Origin of the sequence: Photobacterium swingsii (assembly GCF_024346715.1) — a bacterium.
GTDB classification, from domain to species: Bacteria; Pseudomonadota; Gammaproteobacteria; order Enterobacterales; family Vibrionaceae; genus Photobacterium; species Photobacterium swingsii.
Map to the genome: position 1 here is coordinate 950046 of NZ_AP024852.1, position 20077 is coordinate 970122.

Here is a 20077-nt window from a genome sequence, read left to right on the forward strand (position 1 = left end):
TTGCTAAAGGCAAGGGTCTTGAGTGATAGTGAGTGAAATTATCGCTCAAAAGTATCGATGTTCATCATACTTCTTAAAACATTTGTTTGAATTAAATAACAAGCTGATTACAATTGGTGTGGTCTGACCTCTATTTTGGTGATCCCTGTCAAGTGTCTCTGAGTCAGGTGCTCACAATTAGCTGCAATTTAATCATTAATAAGGAGTAGCGATGACACGTCTCCAAAACCTCACCACCTCACAGGGTGAGCGCATCGCCGTTGTAAGTGGATTACGCACCCCTTTTGCTCGTCAAGCAACAGCCTTTGATGGCGTGTCTGCACTTGATATGGGCAAAATGGTGGTAAATGAAATGCTTAATCAAGTGGATATTGATCCAAAACTGATTGAGCAAGTTGTATTTGGTCAAGTGATTCAAATGCCTGCAGCCCCTAACATTGCGCGTGAAATCGTACTGGGCACTGGCATGGATATTGGTACGGATGCGTACAGCGTGACACGTGCATGTGCGACCAGCTTTCAAGCGGCAGCCAATGTGAGTGAAAGTATCTTATCGGGCACCATAGATATTGGTATTGCTGGTGGGGCTGACTCGTCGTCGGTGCTACCAATTGGCGTATCGAAAAAAATGGCAGCGACTTTATTGCAGCTAAGCAAAGCAAAAACCATGAGTAAACGCTTAAAGCTGCTGAGTAAATTGAGCATTAAAGACTTAATGCCAGTACCACCTGCTGTTGCTGAATATTCAACAGGGTTGAGTATGGGGCAGACTGCGGAACAGATGGCCAAAAGCCATGGCATCACCCGTCAAGAGCAAGATGCACTGGCTCACCGTTCACACACATTAGCAGCTCAGGCGTGGCGGGATGGCTTAATTCAAGGTGAAGTGATTACGGCTTTCCCTGAACCTTATCGCCAATGGATCGATAAAGATAATAATATTCGAGAAGACTCTAGTCTGGAGTTATACGCAAAATTACGTCCAGCCTTTGACCGTAAATTTGGATCTGTTACCGCAGCAAATAGTACACCTTTAACGGACGGTGCGGCTGCCGTGTTGTTGATGCGCGAAGGCCGAGCAAAAGAACTGGGATTCACCCCACTGGGTTATATCCGTTCTTATGCCTTCTCTGCGATTGGTGTTGAGCAAGATATGCTAATGGGGCCATCTTATGCGACGCCAATGGCCTTAGATCGTGCCGGCTTATCTTTGTCTGATTTAACCCTGATTGATATGCATGAAGCCTTTGCGGCTCAAGCCTTGTCAAATGTGAAGATGTTTGGCTCGACTAAGTTTGCCCAAGAAAAACTAGGGCGTAGTGAAGCGATTGGTGAAATCGACATGGATAAATTCAATGTCCTTGGGGGATCTATCGCTTATGGTCACCCATTTGCCGCAACAGGTGCACGTATGATGACGCAAACCTTGCGTGAATTAAAACGACGTGGTGGTGGTTTCGCATTGAATACCGCATGTGCCGCAGGTGGCTTAGGTGCAGCAATGATTTTGGAGGCAGAGTAATGACACAATCAGCATTTACATTAACGTATGGCGATAACGGTGTTGCTTGGCTCAAGATCGATGTGCCTGATGAAAAAATGAATACCTTGCAGTCGGCGTTTGCTGAACAAGTGACTGAAGTCTTAGCTGAGCTGAAAACGAAATCAGACCTCAAGGGCATGGTGGTGTATTCAGGTAAGCCAGACAACTTCATCGCTGGCGCTGATATTAAGATGCTTGCTGCTTGTGCGACCGCGGAAGAAGCGCAGAAATTGGCTGCACAAGGGCAAACATTATTCTCACAACTTGAAGCACTACCATTTCATGTGGTGGCTGCGATCCACGGCCCATGCTTAGGTGGTGGACTTGAGCTCGCTTTAGCATGCCATAGCCGTGTTTGTTCAGATGATGATAAAACTCGCTTAGGTTTGCCTGAAGTGCAATTAGGCTTATTGCCGGGATCGGGTGGGACGCAACGTTTACCGCGTTTAGTGGGTGTTGCGAATTCGCTAGATATGATTTTAACGGGTAAGCAACTACGTGCGAAAAAAGCCAAGAAAATTGGTTTAGTTGAAGAATCTGTCCCCTTGAGTATTTTGCTTGATGTGGCAGAAAAGCAAGCTCTAAAACCGAAAGTGAGTCGCAAAGGTTCGCTACAGGAGTGGGCCCTTGGCGGTAATGCGTTAGGGCGTTCATTAGTGTTTGAGCAAGCAGCGAAGAAAACCCATGAGAAAACGCGCGGTAACTACCCTGCGGCCGATGCGATTCTTGAAGTGATTAAGGTTGGCTTACAAGACGGCTTGAAAAAAGGCTATGAGATTGAGGCGAAACGCTTTGGTGAGTTGGTCATGAGCCCAGAGTCAGCTGCATTGCGAAGCATCTTTTTTGCGACAACAGCGATGAAGAAAGAGCACGGAGCAGATGCAGAACCGAAAGCGGTGAAGCGTATTGGTGTCTTAGGTGGTGGTTTAATGGGAGGCGGGATCAGCCATGTCTCAGCGGTCAAAGCCAAACTGCCAACACGAATTAAAGACATTGCTAACGATGGCATTCAAAATGCTATGAGCTATAACTTTAAGCTGTTAGAGAAGCAACGTAAGCGCCGCATTATTAGTAAAGCGCAACAGCAAGCGAAGATGCTCTCTATCTCTGGTGGGACAGATTACACTGGTTTTAATCATGCCGATGTTGTCATCGAAGCCGTATTTGAAGACTTGAACCTGAAGCATCAAATGGTGAAAGAGATCGAAGAACACGGCAATGCAGAAACGATCTTTGCGACCAATACATCGTCGTTACCGATTCACCAAATTGCTCAAGCGGCTACTCGTCCTGAGAATGTAGTGGGTCTGCATTACTTTAGCCCAGTGGAAAAAATGCCTTTGGTTGAAGTGATCCCTCATGAAGGGACATCGGAGCAAACCATCGCGACTGTGGTGGCGTTAGCCAAGAAACAAGGTAAAACGCCGATTGTGGTGGGGGATAAAGCGGGCTTTTACGTTAACCGTATTTTAGCGCCATACATGAATGAAGCGGCGGCGGTATTAATGGCAGGCGAGCCGATTGAGCATATTGATAATGCGCTGCTGGATTTTGGTTTCCCGGTTGGACCTATCACACTGCTGGATGAAGTCGGTGTAGATATTGGTGCGAAAATTATGCCGATCCTAGTGGCGGAGTTGGGTGAGCGCTTTAAAGGCCCTGATGTCTTTGATGTCTTGCTTGCTGATAACCGTAAGGGCAGGAAAACAGGGAAAGGCTTCTATCGGTACGACAGCAAGAAAAAAGAAGTCGATAAAACTGTGTATAAACTACTGAACCTTGAGCCACAGCAGCATGCAGCCGCAATTGATATTGCACAGCGCTGTAGTCTGATGATGCTTAATGAAGCCGTGCGTTGTTTAGATGAAGGGGTGATTAAATCACCGCGAGATGGTGATATTGGGGCTATCTTCGGCATAGGTTTTCCTCCATTCTTGGGCGGGCCATTCCGCTACATGGATCAAGTGGGTATCGAACGTATAGTTGAGATGCTAACAGAGTGTACGGATAAATATGGTGAGCGCTTCCAGCCATGCGACAAGTTAGTTGCAATGGCAAATGAAGGGCAAACTTTTTACTCATAATATTTACTGAGTGGAAAACAAAAGGTCTGCATGATGCAGACCTTTTTTGTTGGGGGAGAAAGCTTGAACCAGGAGGTTAACGCGCTTGTTTTTTGAACTCATCGATAGATTCGATAGGCTGGCCAATATCAAGCGGCTCAAGGTTGGCATGTGCTTGCCCTTGGCAGTGCATAACGACACGGTTTGCCGTTCGAGGTTTAACTATATCAACAATAAAACGCACCATATCGGCACGGCTTAATGATTGAAGCGCTTTAATCACTTTTTGGCGCTGGTTAAAGCTCTCATCTTTGTTACCAATACTTACCCAGAACCGTTGGGCTCGCGTACGTAAGTTGGTGTCAGGGTCTGATATCTGGGCAATTAAGCCTTGCTTACTGGCTTGCCATTGCGCTTCGTTTAACTCCAGTAACACCAGTGCAAATTCATTGGTGAAATCATCGATCGCTTCAGATAAATAGCTAGGTCCTGCAACAGGGGATTGAATGTATAAAATTAACCCTGGGTGTCGGTTAAGCGGCAGATTAGCTGTTCCTACCATATAGCCTAATTGCTGCTTGGTACGTAGCTCATGGAAGAAAGTGGTCGACATGAGATGATTCGCAAGTGTGTAAATAGCGATCTTACGCGGTGTCGTTTCTCGCGATTGGTAGTACATCAAAATAGCTGAATCAGCGTGATTACAGCTGATCTCATGTGTTTGCGTTCCGCCTTCACCTAAACGGACTAAGGGCCGTTGTGCTTCGCCATATAGTTGGTCTGTGACGCGGAAAGCATCTTTGAGTATTTCTGCGAGTGCGAGTGCATCGTCTTTCAGCCAGTTCCCATAGACGAAAGTATCGATATGTAGCTCGGCAAACATGGCTTCAACAAATTCGGGTAACTCCTCCAATTCTATCGACTCTAAAGCTTCAATCAATGCGGGATAAGGCGGATTATTGGGTTGCAATAACCCTGTTAGTTCGTTGAATAGCTGAGAGATTGGTTTATCTTCTGCTGCATTACGCCAGTTGCGTAGCATCTGTGCTTTGATATTACGAAATCGCTCTGGGTCAAAGTTGCGATTCTCGAATTTATCAAGGATCAGCTTCATCAAGAGGGGTTGTTTTTCACTAAACCCTGATAGTTGCAAGGTGACGCCGCCTTGGTGCGCATACAGATTGTAAGACATGCCTGCAATTTCAGCGGGGTAGGCACTTTCATTGATTGCCTCTAATAGCATCTCCACACACAGGCGTGTTTTGACAATATTGCGTGGTGAACTCACCGCGTGTGGGCTATCAATTGCGACATAGACCACGCCTTTAGGTACACGAAATTCATGTTCTTGTTTGTGCCACAAACGAAAGCCGGGTAAATCTTGAATCAGAGCGGGTGGTTGTTCGGCATGGTCCACAAGTGGGTGAGGATCTAAGCTTTCACAAATAAACGGGTTGGGTTCGGGTAACGTTAGTTCTGATGGTACGGCAACATGTCGCCAACGCGCTAGCTGGGCATCACTGAAGGGAGTGACAGAGTAAGGGGTGTGATACCACTGGGCTATCTGGTCATAGTGCTGACCTTGTGCGACAAGCACTAAGCGCATGTTGTCTGGTTTTAGGTAACTCAGCAAATCTTGGATCAGTGCTTCATCGTATTCAGCCATCATGTAATCGCCATACAGAAGATCGTCTGGCGTGTAATGCAGCAGATTCATCACTAAATAACTAACGGTATCCAGTGGACGGCTTTTCTCTTGATAACGGAATGCAAACTCTAATACGGAGCGTTTTTCTTTGTAACGCCACTCGTTTAAGCCTTGGGTTTTTATAAGCTCAATGTATTGGAAAACAGATTCCACCACATCATCAATATGCTCTAGCCCTTTCGGCGTTAAATTCAGGCTTACTGTGAATTCGCGGAAGTTATCACCACTGACCCCACCACCTGCAGCTAGGGTATTGATGAAGCCTTGTTTTTTCAAATAGGACATCAAGCTACCTTGTCCTTCATTACCCAACAAATGGGCGATGTAAGATAACGGCTTTTTACGATAGAAAGCATCGACTGATGGCATAGTGAAAGAGAGTGTCAGCTTACGTACTTCTTTAATAGGATCGATCTGAATAAAACGTGCGGTTTCGTTTTCAGTGACTATCGGTGTGTTTATTGTAGGGCGAGATTGGCCGTTAGACGGAATATGGCTAAAGAATTCAGTGGTGAACGCTTCTAGCTCATCTAATGATTGCGGCCCCAGTAAAACTAAGCCCATTACACTGGCTGAATAATGGGTTTGATAAAAGTCGATAAGCTCATCACGTACCGAGCCTTGGTCACGATCATTGAGTGTCGTAAGATCACCGACAGAGAACTTAGCAAACGGGTGATCTGGGTTGATGGTCTCTTTATGTACTTGGTAGAGGCGACGTACATCGTCTTTTATTTTTAATTTGTACTCAGAGTCAACGGCTTGTCTTTCTTTGTCTACAGCATCTTCATTGAATAGCGGGGCTGTGAAAAACTGACCAAAGCGATCTAATCCTTCTTCAAAAGCATGTGGGCTGACTTCAAAAAAGAAGGTGGTATTTTCTGTACCTGTCCACGCATTATTACTACCGCCACTGCGATTAATGAAGGTTTGAAAATCGCCAATAACCGGGTATTTTTCCGTACCTAAAAAGAGCATATGCTCAAGGAAATGCGCCATCCCTTGTCGGTCGATAGGATCATCAAAGTGACCCACATTCACCGTTAATGCGGCAGCTGAGCGGGGTGCATGTTCATCATGAACTAATAAGACCTTGAGCGCATTAGGCAAGGTCAGACAACGATACTGTTTGGGATCATTTGGACTAATGTGCACAGGGGAGCCTATATTATTATGATAATTAGGCTAATTATGACGCTCAACCCCCATGCTGGCAAACTTAACACGCTCACAATGTTGACTTTATTATCATTTTTGTCACTTTTTAATTGAGCAATTAACAAGGGGTATTACGTATAAATGGTAATCATAGAATTATTGCGAGTCTATTTTCGGACATTGGAAGAAACACGCGTTGAAAATAGCGTTTCTGAAGTCACGGAATAGGAATAGAATTGCCGCAATAGCTATTCAGCATCGGCAAGGCTTGTTAGCATTGTGACGAAATAGAGTATCGGATTAGAGCATGCGAATTTTTATTATGCGTCACGGTGAAGCCCAAAACTTTGCTCCCAGTGATGCCGAGCGCCCCCTTACACCGCGAGGTGAATTACAGTCACGTCAAATGGCTGAGCACTTAGCTGAGCAGTTGGATGGCCAACTCGATATGGTATGGGTCAGCCCGTATTTACGCGCGCAGCAAACTTGGCAAACCATGGTTGACTGTTTACCCCCTGCCGCGAAAGTCATGACAGTCGATGACATCACCCCTTATGGTGAAGCTGAACAGGTTGCAGCTTACATCAAAGCTGTTATTGGTGTAGAACGCCCTGAAACATTATTGGTTGTGTCACATTTGCCGCTGGTGGGATATTTAACGGCTGAGCTAGTGGCAGGTATACAGCCACCTATGTTTCAGACATCAGCGATTGCTGTCATAGATTTCAACCCAGAAACAGAGCTTGCTACTTTTGTTGAACAAGTGATTCCTCACGGTTAATTCAGTGGTTTGGCTGGATTTTCATGTCCTTTTTGCTCTTGGTGCAGTTTTTGCTTAAGAAACGAAAAGGATTGCCGATAAGGTAACCATGAGGGATGGTTTGGCACAGACCAAGATCGTCGTTAGCACCTTCAACAAAAGAATAGCGGTAATGAAAACAAAAATTCTTGCGGTAATTTGTACTTTGTTTCTTTTTGGTTGTGTTCAACCGCCCCAAGGGCCAAGCATCAATGCAAATGGTGCGATAAAATGGGCCAATGGCTTTAGTGAAGAAATGCACATATCAGCATCGGGCAGTACGTTAACTTTTGCAGCACCGAGTTCATTTGGTCGCAGCGGTGGTGGCATTGCTATTTTTTCTCGTATCGACAGTGCACGTAATGGTGACTGCGAGCACTACTACAGTGAAGGCGCATTAAAAACACGTATGCAGATCTGTAAAAGTGGCGAAGTGACATTAATTAAAGAAGGTAAAGTGATTAACGTGGGCGCATTGGCTAAGTTTGTCTACTAGCGCATTCACTGACTAACTTTGTTTACTTGATATAGCATCCAGTGAAATAAAAACAAGCGAGGTGACTAAGGTCAGCTCGCTTTTTGTTTTTTCAGCGTAAGATTAACGCTCAGGTATATCTAACAATACCAGTAAAGCACCATTGCCACCGAACTCAAGTGGCGCTTGGTGGAAAGCCATCACGTCGGGGTGTTGCGCCAACCATAACGGTGCTTTTGCTTTCAGAATGTGTTTGCCAATTCCGTGCATCACGCAGGCACAAGCCACTTTTTCTTTGATGCAGGCGGCAATCATCGCAGCAAGCTCTCGCTTCGCTTCTTGCTGTGTCATACCATGCATATCCAGATACATGTCAGGCACATACACCCCACGGCGAAGTTTCTTTACTTCATATTTAGACACGCCAGTACGGGCATATTGCATTGGCCCGTTCTCATTTAAATGCGGCTCAAACTCGTCAGAGAAATAAAACTCGTGGTTTTGAGTTTCTTTTGTCGAGACTTTGGGCTTATCGACGTTTGTGCTCTGTCGGCGTGATGTGATTATGGTATCATGCGTCAACTTTTTTACGCCCTTTACCGCATCTTGGAAGAGAGAGAAGTCATCTTCCAACGCAGGATCTTTTTTACTCATAATGAATTTCCAACAACTCGATAGCGGTATTGTAGCGTCATTCGGAGGCTATTTTGGATAAGATTTTTGTCGACGAAGCCGTCAACGAACTTCATACATTGCAAGACATGCTACGTTGGACGGTGAGCCGTTTCAATGCTGCGGGTCTTTTTTATGGTCATGGTACTGATAATGCGTGGGATGAAGCTGTTCAGCTTGTTCTTCCTACACTGTACTTACCGTTAGATATTCCATCAGATGTGCGTGAGTCACGTTTAACCAGCAGCGAGCGTTTACGTATTGTTGAGCGTGTTATTCGTCGTATTAACGAACGTACACCCGTATCGTACCTAACGAACAAAGCATACTTCTGTGGTATGGAATTCTTTGTCGATGAGCGTGTACTTGTGCCGCGTTCACCAATTGGTGAGCTAATTGAAAATAGCTTTGAACCATTCTTAAAAGAACGCCCAACGCGCATCATGGATCTTTGTACGGGTAGTGGCTGTATTGGTATCGCGACGGCACATATGTTCCCTGAAGCGGAAGTAGACATTGTTGATATTTCAACAGATGCACTGGCAGTTGCAGAGCAGAACATCATGGATCATGGTTTAGAACAGCAAGTGATCCCACTGCGTTCAGATCTACTACGTGATGTTCCTAAAGATCTGTACGATCTTATCGTGACGAATCCACCGTATGTGGATCAAGAAGATATGGATAGCCTACCAGACGAATTCCGTCATGAGCCTGAGCTTGGTTTAGCCGCTGGTAGCGATGGTCTTAAACTGGTTCGTCGTATTTTGGCGAATGCGCCAGATTACTTGAAAGAAAATGGTGTACTGATCTGTGAAGTAGGTAACTCTATGATCCACATGGAAGAGCAGTACCCGAATATTCCATTTACTTGGATCGAATTTGAAAACGGTGGTCATGGCGTATTCATGATGACACGTGAACAATTGATCGAGTGCCAAGATGAGTTTTCACTCTACCGTGACTAATCCAGAAAGGTTAAAGCACTGAGTGTTAGCAGAATAAAAAAACGGAGCACCATGCTCCGTTTTTTGTATCTAAAATTTGGCTTCAATCTGCTTGGTTAGAAACGGCGTCCTAACGAGAAGGTAAACTGATTCCAATTCATGAAGCCGTATTCGGCAAATAGCGTCCATTCTTTGTTATCACCGAAGTCATACACAGCACTGACGGCCATGTTAGAGCTTTCTTTACTCTTGAGATCGACATCGAAATCAATGGTGTCAGCTAATCCATCAAGTGGTGTGTCTTTAAGAGAGATACTGCCGCTGACATTTTGCTGGATCATTTGATAGGTGTAGCCACCCAAGACGGTTAGTTTACCGTAAGGTACATCAAAACGTTGGCCGACACGCAGCGCACCAATAGAAGTGCGAATAGTGCTGTCAGTGGTCGTGGTCCAAGAGTTGGTCATCGCACCCACAGCGGTGACAATGATTGGGCGCATGCCATCAATCACTTCAAACTGCCCTGCTAACACGGTACCTATACCTAGGTTGTAGGCTTCGTATTCAAGGTGGAGTGGCAGCGTGGCATCAATCGATAATTGCTTATCGCCAATATTAAGTGTGGATAAATCGGCTTCAATGTCTTTGGTGCCACGGGTGTAACCCGCTAAGCCATACACGTTCATAAATGGGAATACCCAAGCGTCGAGACGAAGCTGAATACTTTCATCTTTACCTGTGATACCGACATTATCTGCGGGAATGCTCATGGCACAAGATCCTGATACCGGCTCTGGTTTTTCAACCGGTGGTCGGTCTGGGTTCGGGGTAGGTCGAGCTTGGCTACGTGGAGAACTTGCTCCACAGAGTTTGCCCATAGTGCCACCATTTGCCACGATATTAAAATCGTCTTCGGCAATATACTCTACTTCCTGCGTGTTCATGTAAATCCCAAACCCAACAGGAATAGGTAAGTCATAACCTAGCTCGCGTGCTTTGTCACCAAACACAGGTAAACCACTCCAGTGAGCGTTATTTTTCTCACGCTCAACTTGCGCGAGTACATCACTGTTTTGTGAGTGCGCCAAAGTTGAAAATAAGCCCATTATTAAGGTGCATACAGGAAGTAAAGGTTGTTTCATATTCACAGTGATTCTCGCTTAAAAAGCTTCAGTAAAGTTGAAGTAAAACGCCATGCCGTGCTCGCTGAATCCGAGATCCAGCCTTACGTTCATGCGCGGTTGAACTTCATAGCGGTAGCCGACGCCATAACTCAACAGTAAGTGTTCGCTTAGCTGTTGAGCCGAAGGTGCAATAGAACCTATACCGGTCCAAAGTGTTGCGCCGTGATTGGATAGTTCACCATTGTTTCGTTTGAAGGTGTGGCGGTATTCTGTGGTGAATTCAGCGGTTGTCTTATCTCGATATTGACCTTGATAAAAACCTCGCATCGATATCGGCCCTCCCAACGTTGGCATATCGTAATAGGGGATATCTCCCCAAGCTTGTTGGTAGGCGGCATAGGTCGCGATAACATTGCCTTTTGCGATGCTGTGATAGAAACGATGTTGGATATCGAGCTTTTGATAATTACTTTGGCTGCCAATAAGCTGGTCAAAAACAATATATTGCAGTTTGGCAAACTGACCTTGCCATGCATTGACCGCGACATCTCGAGAATCGTATTGCAAAGCAGCCCCTAAGCCAAAAGTGAACGGCTTATCGGCAAAAGCGAGATAATTGTCATCGTCTTTGATGGCATTGGCTGGGGTGTCATTTTGTGGGTTGTAGTAATTTAGGCGAATAGCAGGACCAATAAACCACTCATCGTAGAGACGAAAGTTCAGGTTGGACTCATAAGTCGTACTCAGGACATTTTGCTTGGTATCATCCCCTAGCTCGTACTGTTGTGCATTGTCGTAGCCAATACCCCAGTAGTGCTTGGTTTGCATACCAGCATTCCACATTCCAATGAATTGAATATCATTGTTATTCCAGAACAAGTTGTGCTTTGCGCGCAAGCCGTAGCCAAATTCATTATCAACAGCGTTGCCGACAAGAAATAATGACAGGCTTGAACGTTGTAGAGCCTGTTGATTACGGTTGGTTTTGAAGGAATACAACCCGCCAGCAGCGACTAAGATGCCTTGTTCTGGGGTGTACGCTGGCCCCCCTAAAAAGGTGAACATAGGTAAGCCGTTTATTTCTTGATGAAATTTTTTCGCGTAGAGCAAGTTATCGATCTGCGCTTCTGTTTTTTGTTCGTCTTGTTCGTGCTCGGAAGAATCTTCAAGCGCAGCAATCGCGGCATCGTAATCGGCAAGTTGCTGCTCTGCGCGTTTAAGGTTCGCTTCGAAGATGATTGCGGACTTGTCTGTGATAGGCTGCGAGCCACTTTGTGCGAGTGTAGATTGCGCCAAGGTAGAGAAGCTGCATAAAAGTAAGATAGAAGTGTATGCAGGTGTCATGATTTTCATCATCAGAAATGAACCACTTATTACAAACAAAACGAAAAGAGTGATAAACCCAGTGTCAGCACAATCTTTCTATGTATTTTATGGTATGACGTTCTAGGTGAGGTGGGATGATACACAGTATGGCATTCCATATCTATATTTTTTAGCATTGCGTACGGAATATATCTTTTAGAGGTAGGGTTTTTATTTCTATGTATGTGGGGAATATGAGTCTGGTTAAAAATCTATGCTAGAGCTAAATGAGGGAGGAGGGTTGTGTTAGAGGTCGCGCGTATAAAAAAGGTGAAGCATAGCCTCACCTTATCGTAAAAAATGTTGTTAGCACTGCGTTTTATTTTTCAAAGTGTTAGCAGAGCTTAGCTGTTTGTTAGCCTTGTTTGCTTACAAGTGAGGCCATAACTTCAGCGCGATTATCTAAATAATCTTTTAAACCTGCACGGCGAAGATCACAAGAAGGGCAGTCACCACAGCCATCACCTATGATGCCGTTATAGCAGGTTAAGGTTTTTTCGCGCACAAATGTGAGTTGCTCACTCTGATCTGCCAACGCCCAAGTTTCAGCTTTATTGAGCCACATTAAAGGGGTTTCGATAGTGAAGTTTCTATCCATTCCCAGCACGAGTGATTGGTTTAAAGATTTTACAAATTCGTCACGGCAATCTGGATACCCTGAAAAGTCGGTTTCACATACCCCAGTGATCACTGACTCGGCACCAATTTGGTAAGCGTAAATCCCCGCAAGGGTCAGGAATAAAATGTTACGTCCTGGTACAAAGGAGTTAGGTAGGCCATTGGCTTGTAACTCATGTGAAACTTCAATGCTATCGCGAGTTAATGAACTGATCGCGAGTTCATTCAATAGACCCACATCCATGACTTTATGGGCGGTGACGTTTAGCTCTTTACAAATTGCTTCAGCCACTTCAATTTCAAGCTTATGGCGTTGACCATAATCGAATGTAATACAGTGAACTTCATCGTATTGAGCGATAGCCTGAATAAGGCAGGTTGTGGAGTCTTGACCACCACTAAAAACAACTACGGCTTTGCGCATGAATCTTTGTCCTTCAAAGTGTTCGTACCGAAAAACAGTCGGTAGGGATCTATCTTAGCGTTTGTGGCTAAATACTTAGCTTGGTATAAAAAAGCTTAGTACTAAAAGATAGGCCAACAGCAGGTTCTCTATTGGCGGGGTCATGCTACCGCACCCTGAGTGTAGAAGAAAGTACGCAGAAAAAAGCATTGAAAAAGAGAAAGTAAATGAAGGGAGTAATTAAGATCAAAAAGCCGCAGTTAACGCTATTGCGGCTTTGAGTACAGCATTACTTTTGCCGTATTAGGCTAAGGCATCAAGCTGACCTGTTTGTTCAAATTGCTCAAGTTGAGCGAGGTAGCCAGAAATATCACCAATATTGGCTTTTACCCAATCATGATTAAAGTAAGTGTCCAAGTAGCGCTCCCCACTGTCACATAATAACGTGACGATAGAACCGGTTTCACCGCGCTGTTTCATTTCAATAGCCAGTTGCAGTACACCATAAAGGTTCGTACCAGTCGAAGCGCCCGCTTTTCGGCCTAATAACTTCTCTAACCAATGTACCGTTGCCACGCTGGCTGCATCTGGGATCGTTCGCATTTCGTTAACGACATCAGGAATAAAACTCGGTTCAACCCTTGGGCGGCCAATGCCCTCAATTCGGCTGCCTTTATTCCCAGTTAACGCAGCGTTACGTGTTTTATAGAACTCGTGGAAAACGGAATTTTCAGGATCAACCACACACAGTTGTGTGCTGTGCATTTGGTAGCGAATGTAGCGGCCTATGGTCGCAGATGTTCCGCCTGTTCCTGGGCTCATGACAATCCAACGTGGGATAGGATGCTCTTCTAATTCCATTTGGTTAAAAATACTGTTGGCAATATTGTTGTTACCACGCCAGTCAGTAGCGCGTTCAGCAAAGGTGAATTGATCCATGTAGTGCCCATTCATTTCCTTGGCTAACCGACGCGACTCGTCATAAATCTCACTGGGACTATCGACAAAATGTGCCTTACCGCCATAAAACTCAATTTGTTCTATTTTTTTACAAGCTGTTTTTCGTGGTACGACGGCAATAAAAGGCAAGCCAAGTAAACGTGCAAAATAGGCTTCAGACACGGCGGTGCTGCCAGACGATGACTCTATGATAGGTGTCCCTTCACTGATCCAGCCATTACATAGGGCATAAAGAAAGAGTGAACGGGCTAAGCGGTGTTTTAAACTGCCTGTCGGGTGCGTGCTTTCATCTTTTAAATAAATATCAATGCCGCTGAGGATTGGAATGTTCAATTTGATAAGATGCGTGTCTGCTGAACGTTGGTAGTCGGCTTCAATCTTACGAATAGCAGTGTTAATCCATTGTGAGTTATTTCGCATTATCTATTCCTCAACAGGTTATTGCTTTATTTGATATTGATTATCTTAATTATTTATTAGGATAAAAGTTTTGCTATATTTTCTTAAATAACGCTAAATGTAGAAAATAATTCTCTCTGTGTGAGGTTAGCTGTTAATGAAGGCTCCAATCGATCAAATTGATAGAACATTACTTAGGTTGTTACAGCAAGATGGTACGCTCTCTCTTGCCGAGCTGGCAGACAAGGTGAACCTAACAACAACCCCTTGCTGGAAACGACTAAAACGCTTAGAAGAAAATGGCATTTTACGTCAGCGTGTTGCTTTGCTTGATCCAATTCAGTTGGGGTTGTCGTTTACTGCATTTGTACAAATCAAAACCAGTAATCACTCTAAAGAGTGGTACAAATCTTTGGTTGAAGCCGTGTCTGATTTTCCTGAGGTGATGGAGTTTTATCGTATGGCCGGTGAATACGACTACATGATGAAAGTGCAAGTCGCTGATATGGCCGCCTTCGATCAGTTTTATAAGAAAATGGTTAATAGCATTGAAGGACTAACCAATGTCACTTCAACATTTGCCATGGAGCCATTGAAATACACGACTGCGTTACCACTATAATTTCTCGTCACCAGATCCTTTACAGCCCGCCTTATGCCAATGGAGCGTAAGGCGGGTTTTTTATACATCATTCTTAATTAAATACATTGCATATCCCTTATTTTACTTGGTTCATATCAGCATATTTTAAATGGTGTATTTTTTATGCAATAAAAGTGACGCTAGTCAATATTGGCAATAAAAATTGTTATCATTACTATTATTTACATTTTGAAACATATATAGTGCGAACAATTCTCGTTTAGAATCTGTTCGGTGGCACTCATTCGTTGTGCGAATAGCCGTGATGGAATAATAAAAAAGGAAAAGCCGTGAAGAAGTCAACGTTAACGCTTGCCATTGCAGCAGCCGTTTTTGCATCGACTGCGAGTGCCGCAGCACAAGTTAAAGTTATTGATAAAACTCATCAGCCCGCAGGTAACTTTTTAGCATATACCGAATTTGAATTATCAGGAGAGCCGTTAGCAGAATCGCTAGGTCTCGATCTTGATGTATTAGATCCGAATATTGCAGATGATCCAACACCATTTGACTTTGCTGCTGGTATTGAAAGCTACGAGTACTCAGAAGAAGCGATGTACGCGCTGAACTACCAATCGCAAATGGGGCCGCATCTAGTGAATGGCCCTGTAAACCAAGCTCGTGGCGGTAAACTTGTTGATTTAGGTAAACGTGTAATTGAAATGGCACAAGCGGTGGGTTTCCCTGCGAGTGAAATTCCACAAAACATGTACCCAATTTCGATTCCGTACGTATCGGGTAGCCCTGAGTTTGCGCAAAAGCCTGACACAACAACAGTGAACGGCGATGAAGTTGAGATCACGACGGCAAAAGGTAATAGCAAAACAGTTCAAACGGTTGTTCCTGCTTATTTCCGAGACTACAAAACACTGGCTTGGAACGACGCGAGTTTTGATAAGTCATTCAATCCAGCGGCGACTGGCGGTATTTTGCTGAAAGAAGTGATGTGGTCACAAGACTTCTTAGGTGGTATGCATGTCACTGCGACAGATGAAGAAGTCGAAGCTGAATCTGCAGTGATGGATCAAGATGGCAAGCACAGTTTAGGCGTATCGGCTGCTGATGGCTTTAACGGCATGATGTTAACCGAAATGTCGATTGATAAGCTGCTTATCATGCAGCAGCAATTAGGGTTTGATGGCAATAAACTTGGCGTCAAATTTGGCCCTGATTATGATCCAGCAAAAGGTCCTATTTGGTTCGCGCACAAAGTCGCTGTGACAGAAGGCGAACAAAACGGCGTTAAATCGATTGCTGGTTTGAAAGTTACTGATAGCACATCAACACTACGTGATACATGGTCAACGCTATGGCCAGTTGCGGAATTCTTTGCCTTCAGTGACCAACGTAAAGCAAACAGTGCGCAAAACCCTGCCTTCCTAGCTGTATTTGATGGTGCTCCATTTGCAGCAGCTCCTGCAGCTAACACTGATGCGAATGAAGCGAATGACGTAGTGGCAGAAGATGCTTTCTCGTTGGCCAACAACATCTCTAACCTTTTATTTAAAAATATTGCAGCGCTGCACTATAACCAAGCAAAAGGCACGTTTGTTACTGAATACAAAAATGGCAAGCAAGGTAACAAAGTTGACACTTACGATGCGGCGTACTCAATTGTTGCATTGTCTATTTACCAACGTGCGAAAGATGCACTACCTGTTGGTTATGCCTCTGCTGAATCTGGCGATGTGGACCTGAAAACCGCAGCGGGTAAAGACGCATTGGCAATGATTAAGGGTCAGGCTGACTTCATTATTGATCACCTTGTGAGCAGTAACGGTCTTGTATTTGATGGCCTAACGCTAAATACCGTGATTACCTTAAATAAAGATAAATCACTGGGTGCACAGTTCGCGGCGATTCGTGGCTTGGTTGCGGCTTACCTTGCAACAGATGATGTGAAGTATAAACAAGCAGCACGCTCTATTTACCTTGCGGTAGAGAAAAACATGTTTGATAAAAATATCAATACATGGGCAACCGTACCGGGTAAAGCGACTATTCACACACCATACACGGAAGCCGCAATTTCAGGTGGTTTACGTGAAGCGATTCTTCACCTGAAAAATGAAGAAGGTGAGAACGAGCCTGCACTCGAATTAACAACCTTGACGGATCGTTATGTTAGCTGGTTCCGCACTGTGATTAACGGCGGTATGCAGTTAGCAGAGTGGATGGGTGATTCAGGTGAAAACCAAATTAAAGGCAGCAACTCGACAGACACTGATGAAGATGGTGTTCATCAAATTATCGCTGCTGGAGGTAAGTTTGGTACTGCAATGACAATGGCAAATAAGGCCAGTGTTAAATAATCAGTTACCATAATTTGCTACGGATTAGGCAGCGATTTTATATCGCTGCCTTTGTCGTTTTTATTATTTTGATTATTTATTGTGTTTTTTATCGGTAAGTAATGATGGTCGTGAGTAAGAATTGTTATGGCTGCGCATAGTGTGTCGGAACAACTTCCGAAGTCCGGGTGGTTTAACCAATGGTGGACGAGTTTGGCTTATCACCATAAGTGGGCTGAATCTTTACTTTATATGATGTTTTTCAGCGGGATCTTGCTGTGGGATCGTGTTGGGGTGACGTGGCAGGTTGAACGTTGGTTACTGTTAGCGCACATGCTGGCTGGTGCCACTTTGTTCACGCTTATTGTTGGTGCATTTTGGGGCGCTCACCGCCGTTTGATCATAAAAAGTCATAAGCCATTTCTACGCCAAACTGGCACCTTGATTGAGTGGCTCTTGATTGCGTGCAGTCTTAGCGGCTTCTACCTGATTTTTTACGGCAATACCGGCAATAGCCTTGGTGTCGTAATGCAAAATATTCACTTCTATTCATCTTGGTTATTGGCTCCTCTGGTATTTCGCCATGCAATGCGCTGGAGCGTGTTAAACCTATCGAAATTTTTTAAATGATGAATAACAAAAACAGTAAAAATTGTTTGGGGAAACCATGTTAGCCAGTTTTTTAATTACGCTACGAGAAGGGTTGGAAGCCTTTTTGCTCGTAGGGATCGCCTTATCCTACTTAGCCAAACTTAATGCCCGCCAATACAACAAATATATTTATTTAGGGGTGTTTGTTGGTTTGTTGTTGTCATTGGTGGTGGCGGTTGTATTCCAAGTCGTCGTTGATCAGTTTAGCAATGAGTTATACCGAAATTATTTGATGGCAGGGATCCTCACTTTTGCCACTGTTGTGCTGACGTATATGGCGATCTGGATGCAGAATCAAGCCAAAAACCAAGTTGCACAGATGCAGCAAGATGTGTCTGACATGGTCAGCTCGGGCAACTTATTTGGTTTGGTCTTTTTGTCTCTGTTGGCCGTTTTACGTGAAGGTTTTGAGACGATCTTATTTTTCTCCGCCCTAATGTATTCCAACTTTGGCGAATTCAGCACCCAAGATGCCTTAATTGGTGCTGTCGCCGGTTTGTTACTTTCATTGGCTATCGTGTGGCTGATGTTACGTACAACACGTAATGTGCCGCTGCGTTCTTTTTTCCGTTGGACCAGTTTGCTGATCATTGTGATTGCTGCTGGACTCTTGTCTTCGGCGGTAAACATGTTGCAAGCGGCGCATGTTCTCCCAATCCTTCATGCACAGCTTTTTGATATATCACATATCCTCGATGATCGTGGTGTCTTTGGGACTTTCTTACGTGCTTTGTTTGGCTACAACTCATCGCCGGGGTTATTACAACTTATGGTATGGGGCGGCTACATGGTGACATTTATATTTTTCTGGAATCGAGGTTATAAGCAAGCATGAGTACGGCAGCTGAAAACAAACACATCGCGGTATTAGGTGCAGGCCCTGCTGGCTTGATGGCGGCATGGGAGCTAGTGGAAGCAGGTTATCAAGTAACGATTCTTGACCGCGATGATCACGTTGGTGGTATGTGCGCTACTCAGACTTTTTCTGGTCAGCACGGTGACTATCGTTTTGACTTTGGTGGCCACCGGTTTATTACCAAGAACCCAAAACTGTTGTCTTTTGTCGATACCTTAATGGGTGACGACTTATTGTTTGCTCAACGTAAAAGTGTCATCCGTTACCGTGGTCGTATCTACCAATATCCATTGGCATTGGTGGATTTGATCAAAAATGCTCCTTTGCCTCTGCTGGTGGGTGGAGCTGTCGATTTAGCGAAACAAATGTTTAAGCCTAAGCCAAAAGATCAATCTTCCGTGAGTTTTGCTGAGTGGATTGAAAGCCGTTTTGGTACCACTTTATATAAACACTTTTTTGAGGGGTATACCGGCAAGCTATGGGGGATAGATCCTAAGTTTCTATCTGGTGACTGGGCGTCTCAACGCATCAGTTTGATGGATTTGAAAGACGTTGCACGTCGTTTATTGCCTGGGCGCCGTTCATCGGTACGTACTTATGCTCGCCAATACCGTTACCCGAAATTGGGGTTTGGTCAGCTGTACACCCGTCTTGCTGAAGAACTTGAAAAGAAAGGTGTCACCATCGTTTTAAACAGTGATGTCTGTGGTTTGAAGGTCAATGCTAACCAGCTGATTGAGCATGTTGAGTACCGTCAACAAGGTGAAACACACATCCTTAGCTGCGATCAAGTGATTTCGACTTTGCCACTTCCCTTGATGTGTCAATTGACAGGGTTTGACAGTGGATTAGCGTTTCGATCATTGCGCTTCATGAATATGCCTATGGAAACCCAAGATATCTCTGATAACACGTGGCAGTACCTTTCCGATCCTGAACTGCTTGGTACGCGCCTACAAGAGCCGAAACGCCGTTCATCATTTATGGCACCAGCTGGACGATCGTCTGTGATGATCGAAATTCCATGTAATAAAAATGATGATGTGTGGAACATGGATGGTGACCGTCTGCAGCAGCGTGTTCTTGCGGATTTAGCGTCATTAGGTGTTGATCCTCAGCTTGCGACGGGGGAGTACTTCACATCTTACACTGAGCATGCTTACCCACTGATGGACATGACGTATCAAGCCAAACGTGAAAAAGCGATTACTCACCTTTCGCAATACAGCAATTTAATCATGACAGGGCGACAAGGTACCTTCCGTTATATCTTCACAGATACCGCAATGGAAATGGGCATGATGGCTGCGCAGTCAGTGATTGATGGTAAAGATCGTCGCCGAGAAATATTTGATTTTCGTAATGAAAAGACAGTGATTGAAGTTCAAAGCGTCGCATAACA

16 protein-coding genes are annotated in these 20077 nt (G+C 44.6%); 10 read left to right on the forward strand and 6 right to left on the reverse strand.

All coding sequences use genetic code 11. From position 1 onward, the window contains the following. Positions 1 to 211 precede the first annotated feature (211 nt). Both fadI and fadJ read left to right on the forward strand, forming a co-directional pair. Positions 212 to 1522 carry an acetyl-CoA C-acyltransferase FadI gene (gene fadI, locus OCU77_RS04700; protein ID WP_048898638.1) on the forward strand — a complete coding sequence of 437 codons (1311 nt, stop codon included), beginning with the start codon at positions 212 to 214 and terminating at the stop codon, positions 1520 to 1522. Next, positions 1522 to 3627 carry a fatty acid oxidation complex subunit alpha FadJ gene (fadJ, locus tag OCU77_RS04705; protein ID WP_107302332.1) on the forward strand — a complete coding sequence of 702 codons (2106 nt, stop codon included), beginning with the start codon at positions 1522 to 1524 and terminating at the stop codon, positions 3625 to 3627. The genes fadI and fadJ overlap by 1 nt, the downstream gene beginning before the upstream one ends. A 76-nt stretch (positions 3628 to 3703) precedes the next feature. On the opposite strand, the gene OCU77_RS04710 is transcribed toward fadJ, so the two are convergent. Then, entirely contained in the window at positions 3704 to 6469 is a 2766-nt protein-coding gene (locus tag OCU77_RS04710; protein WP_048898639.1) for an insulinase family protein, read from the reverse strand. A 310-nt stretch (positions 6470 to 6779) separates the two neighbouring features. On the opposite strand from OCU77_RS04710, the gene sixA reads away from it, so the two are divergent. Further along, positions 6780 to 7253: a phosphohistidine phosphatase SixA gene (gene sixA / locus OCU77_RS04715; RefSeq protein WP_048898640.1), complete on the forward strand. Its 474-nt coding sequence runs from the start codon at positions 6780 to 6782 to the stop codon at positions 7251 to 7253. A gap of 151 nt (positions 7254 to 7404) precedes the next feature. After that, a complete protein-coding gene (locus tag OCU77_RS04720; RefSeq protein ID WP_193391657.1) occupies positions 7405 to 7767 on the forward strand; it encodes a hypothetical protein in 363 nt (120 codons plus the stop codon). Positions 7768 to 7869: 102 nt separating this feature from the next. On the opposite strand, the gene smrB is transcribed toward OCU77_RS04720, so the two are convergent. Then, a complete protein-coding gene (smrB, locus tag OCU77_RS04725) occupies positions 7870 to 8400 on the reverse strand; it encodes an endonuclease SmrB (protein WP_048898641.1) in 531 nt (176 codons plus the stop codon). 53 nt (positions 8401 to 8453) lie between these two features. Between smrB and prmB the strand changes: the two genes are divergently transcribed. Then, a complete protein-coding gene (gene prmB, locus OCU77_RS04730) occupies positions 8454 to 9386 on the forward strand; it encodes a 50S ribosomal protein L3 N(5)-glutamine methyltransferase (RefSeq protein ID WP_048898642.1) in 933 nt (310 codons plus the stop codon). 95 nt (positions 9387 to 9481) lie between these two features. Here the strand turns inward: prmB and OCU77_RS04735 are convergent, their stop codons facing one another. The 4 genes from OCU77_RS04735 to OCU77_RS04750 all read right to left on the reverse strand — a co-directional run bounded on the left by OCU77_RS04735 (position 9482) and on the right by OCU77_RS04750 (position 14255). Further along, positions 9482 to 10507: a hypothetical protein gene (locus OCU77_RS04735; RefSeq protein ID WP_048898643.1), complete on the reverse strand. Its 1026-nt coding sequence runs from the start codon at positions 10505 to 10507 to the stop codon at positions 9482 to 9484. A gap of 18 nt (positions 10508 to 10525) precedes the next feature. Then, positions 10526 to 11845, reverse strand: a complete 1320-nt coding sequence (locus OCU77_RS04740) for a BamA/TamA family outer membrane protein (RefSeq protein ID WP_048898644.1) — start codon at positions 11843 to 11845, stop codon at positions 10526 to 10528. Positions 11846 to 12209: 364 nt separating this feature from the next. Continuing rightward, the gene (gene queC, locus OCU77_RS04745; protein ID WP_048898645.1) at positions 12210 to 12896 is read right to left on the reverse strand and encodes a 7-cyano-7-deazaguanine synthase QueC; all 687 of its coding nucleotides are present in this window, start codon (positions 12894 to 12896) and stop codon (positions 12210 to 12212) included. Positions 12897 to 13178: 282 nt separating this feature from the next. Continuing rightward, positions 13179 to 14255 carry a PLP-dependent cysteine synthase family protein gene (locus OCU77_RS04750; protein WP_048898646.1) on the reverse strand — a complete coding sequence of 359 codons (1077 nt, stop codon included), beginning with the start codon at positions 14253 to 14255 and terminating at the stop codon, positions 13179 to 13181. A 136-nt stretch (positions 14256 to 14391) separates the two neighbouring features. Here OCU77_RS04750 and OCU77_RS04755 point away from each other — a divergent pair, with 136 nt between their 5' ends. The 5 genes from OCU77_RS04755 to OCU77_RS04775 all read left to right on the forward strand — a co-directional run bounded on the left by OCU77_RS04755 (position 14392) and on the right by OCU77_RS04775 (position 20075). Further along, positions 14392 to 14856: an Lrp/AsnC family transcriptional regulator gene (locus OCU77_RS04755; RefSeq protein WP_048898647.1), complete on the forward strand. Its 465-nt coding sequence runs from the start codon at positions 14392 to 14394 to the stop codon at positions 14854 to 14856. Between the two features lie 311 nt (positions 14857 to 15167). Next, on the forward strand, positions 15168 to 17189 hold the full coding sequence (locus tag OCU77_RS04760) for a hypothetical protein (protein WP_048898648.1): 2022 nt from the start codon (positions 15168 to 15170) through the stop codon (positions 17187 to 17189). 126 nt (positions 17190 to 17315) lie between these two features. Continuing rightward, positions 17316 to 17798 (forward strand): hypothetical protein, encoded by a 483-nt coding sequence (locus tag OCU77_RS04765; RefSeq protein WP_107302333.1) that lies wholly within the window; start codon positions 17316 to 17318, stop codon positions 17796 to 17798. A gap of 37 nt (positions 17799 to 17835) precedes the next feature. Then, the gene (locus OCU77_RS04770) at positions 17836 to 18654 is read left to right on the forward strand and encodes an FTR1 family iron permease (protein WP_048898649.1); all 819 of its coding nucleotides are present in this window, start codon (positions 17836 to 17838) and stop codon (positions 18652 to 18654) included. Next, the gene (locus OCU77_RS04775; RefSeq protein WP_048898650.1) at positions 18651 to 20075 is read left to right on the forward strand and encodes an FAD-dependent oxidoreductase; all 1425 of its coding nucleotides are present in this window, start codon (positions 18651 to 18653) and stop codon (positions 20073 to 20075) included. Before OCU77_RS04770 ends, OCU77_RS04775 begins: the two co-directional genes overlap by 4 nt. Positions 20076 to 20077 lie beyond the last annotated feature (2 nt).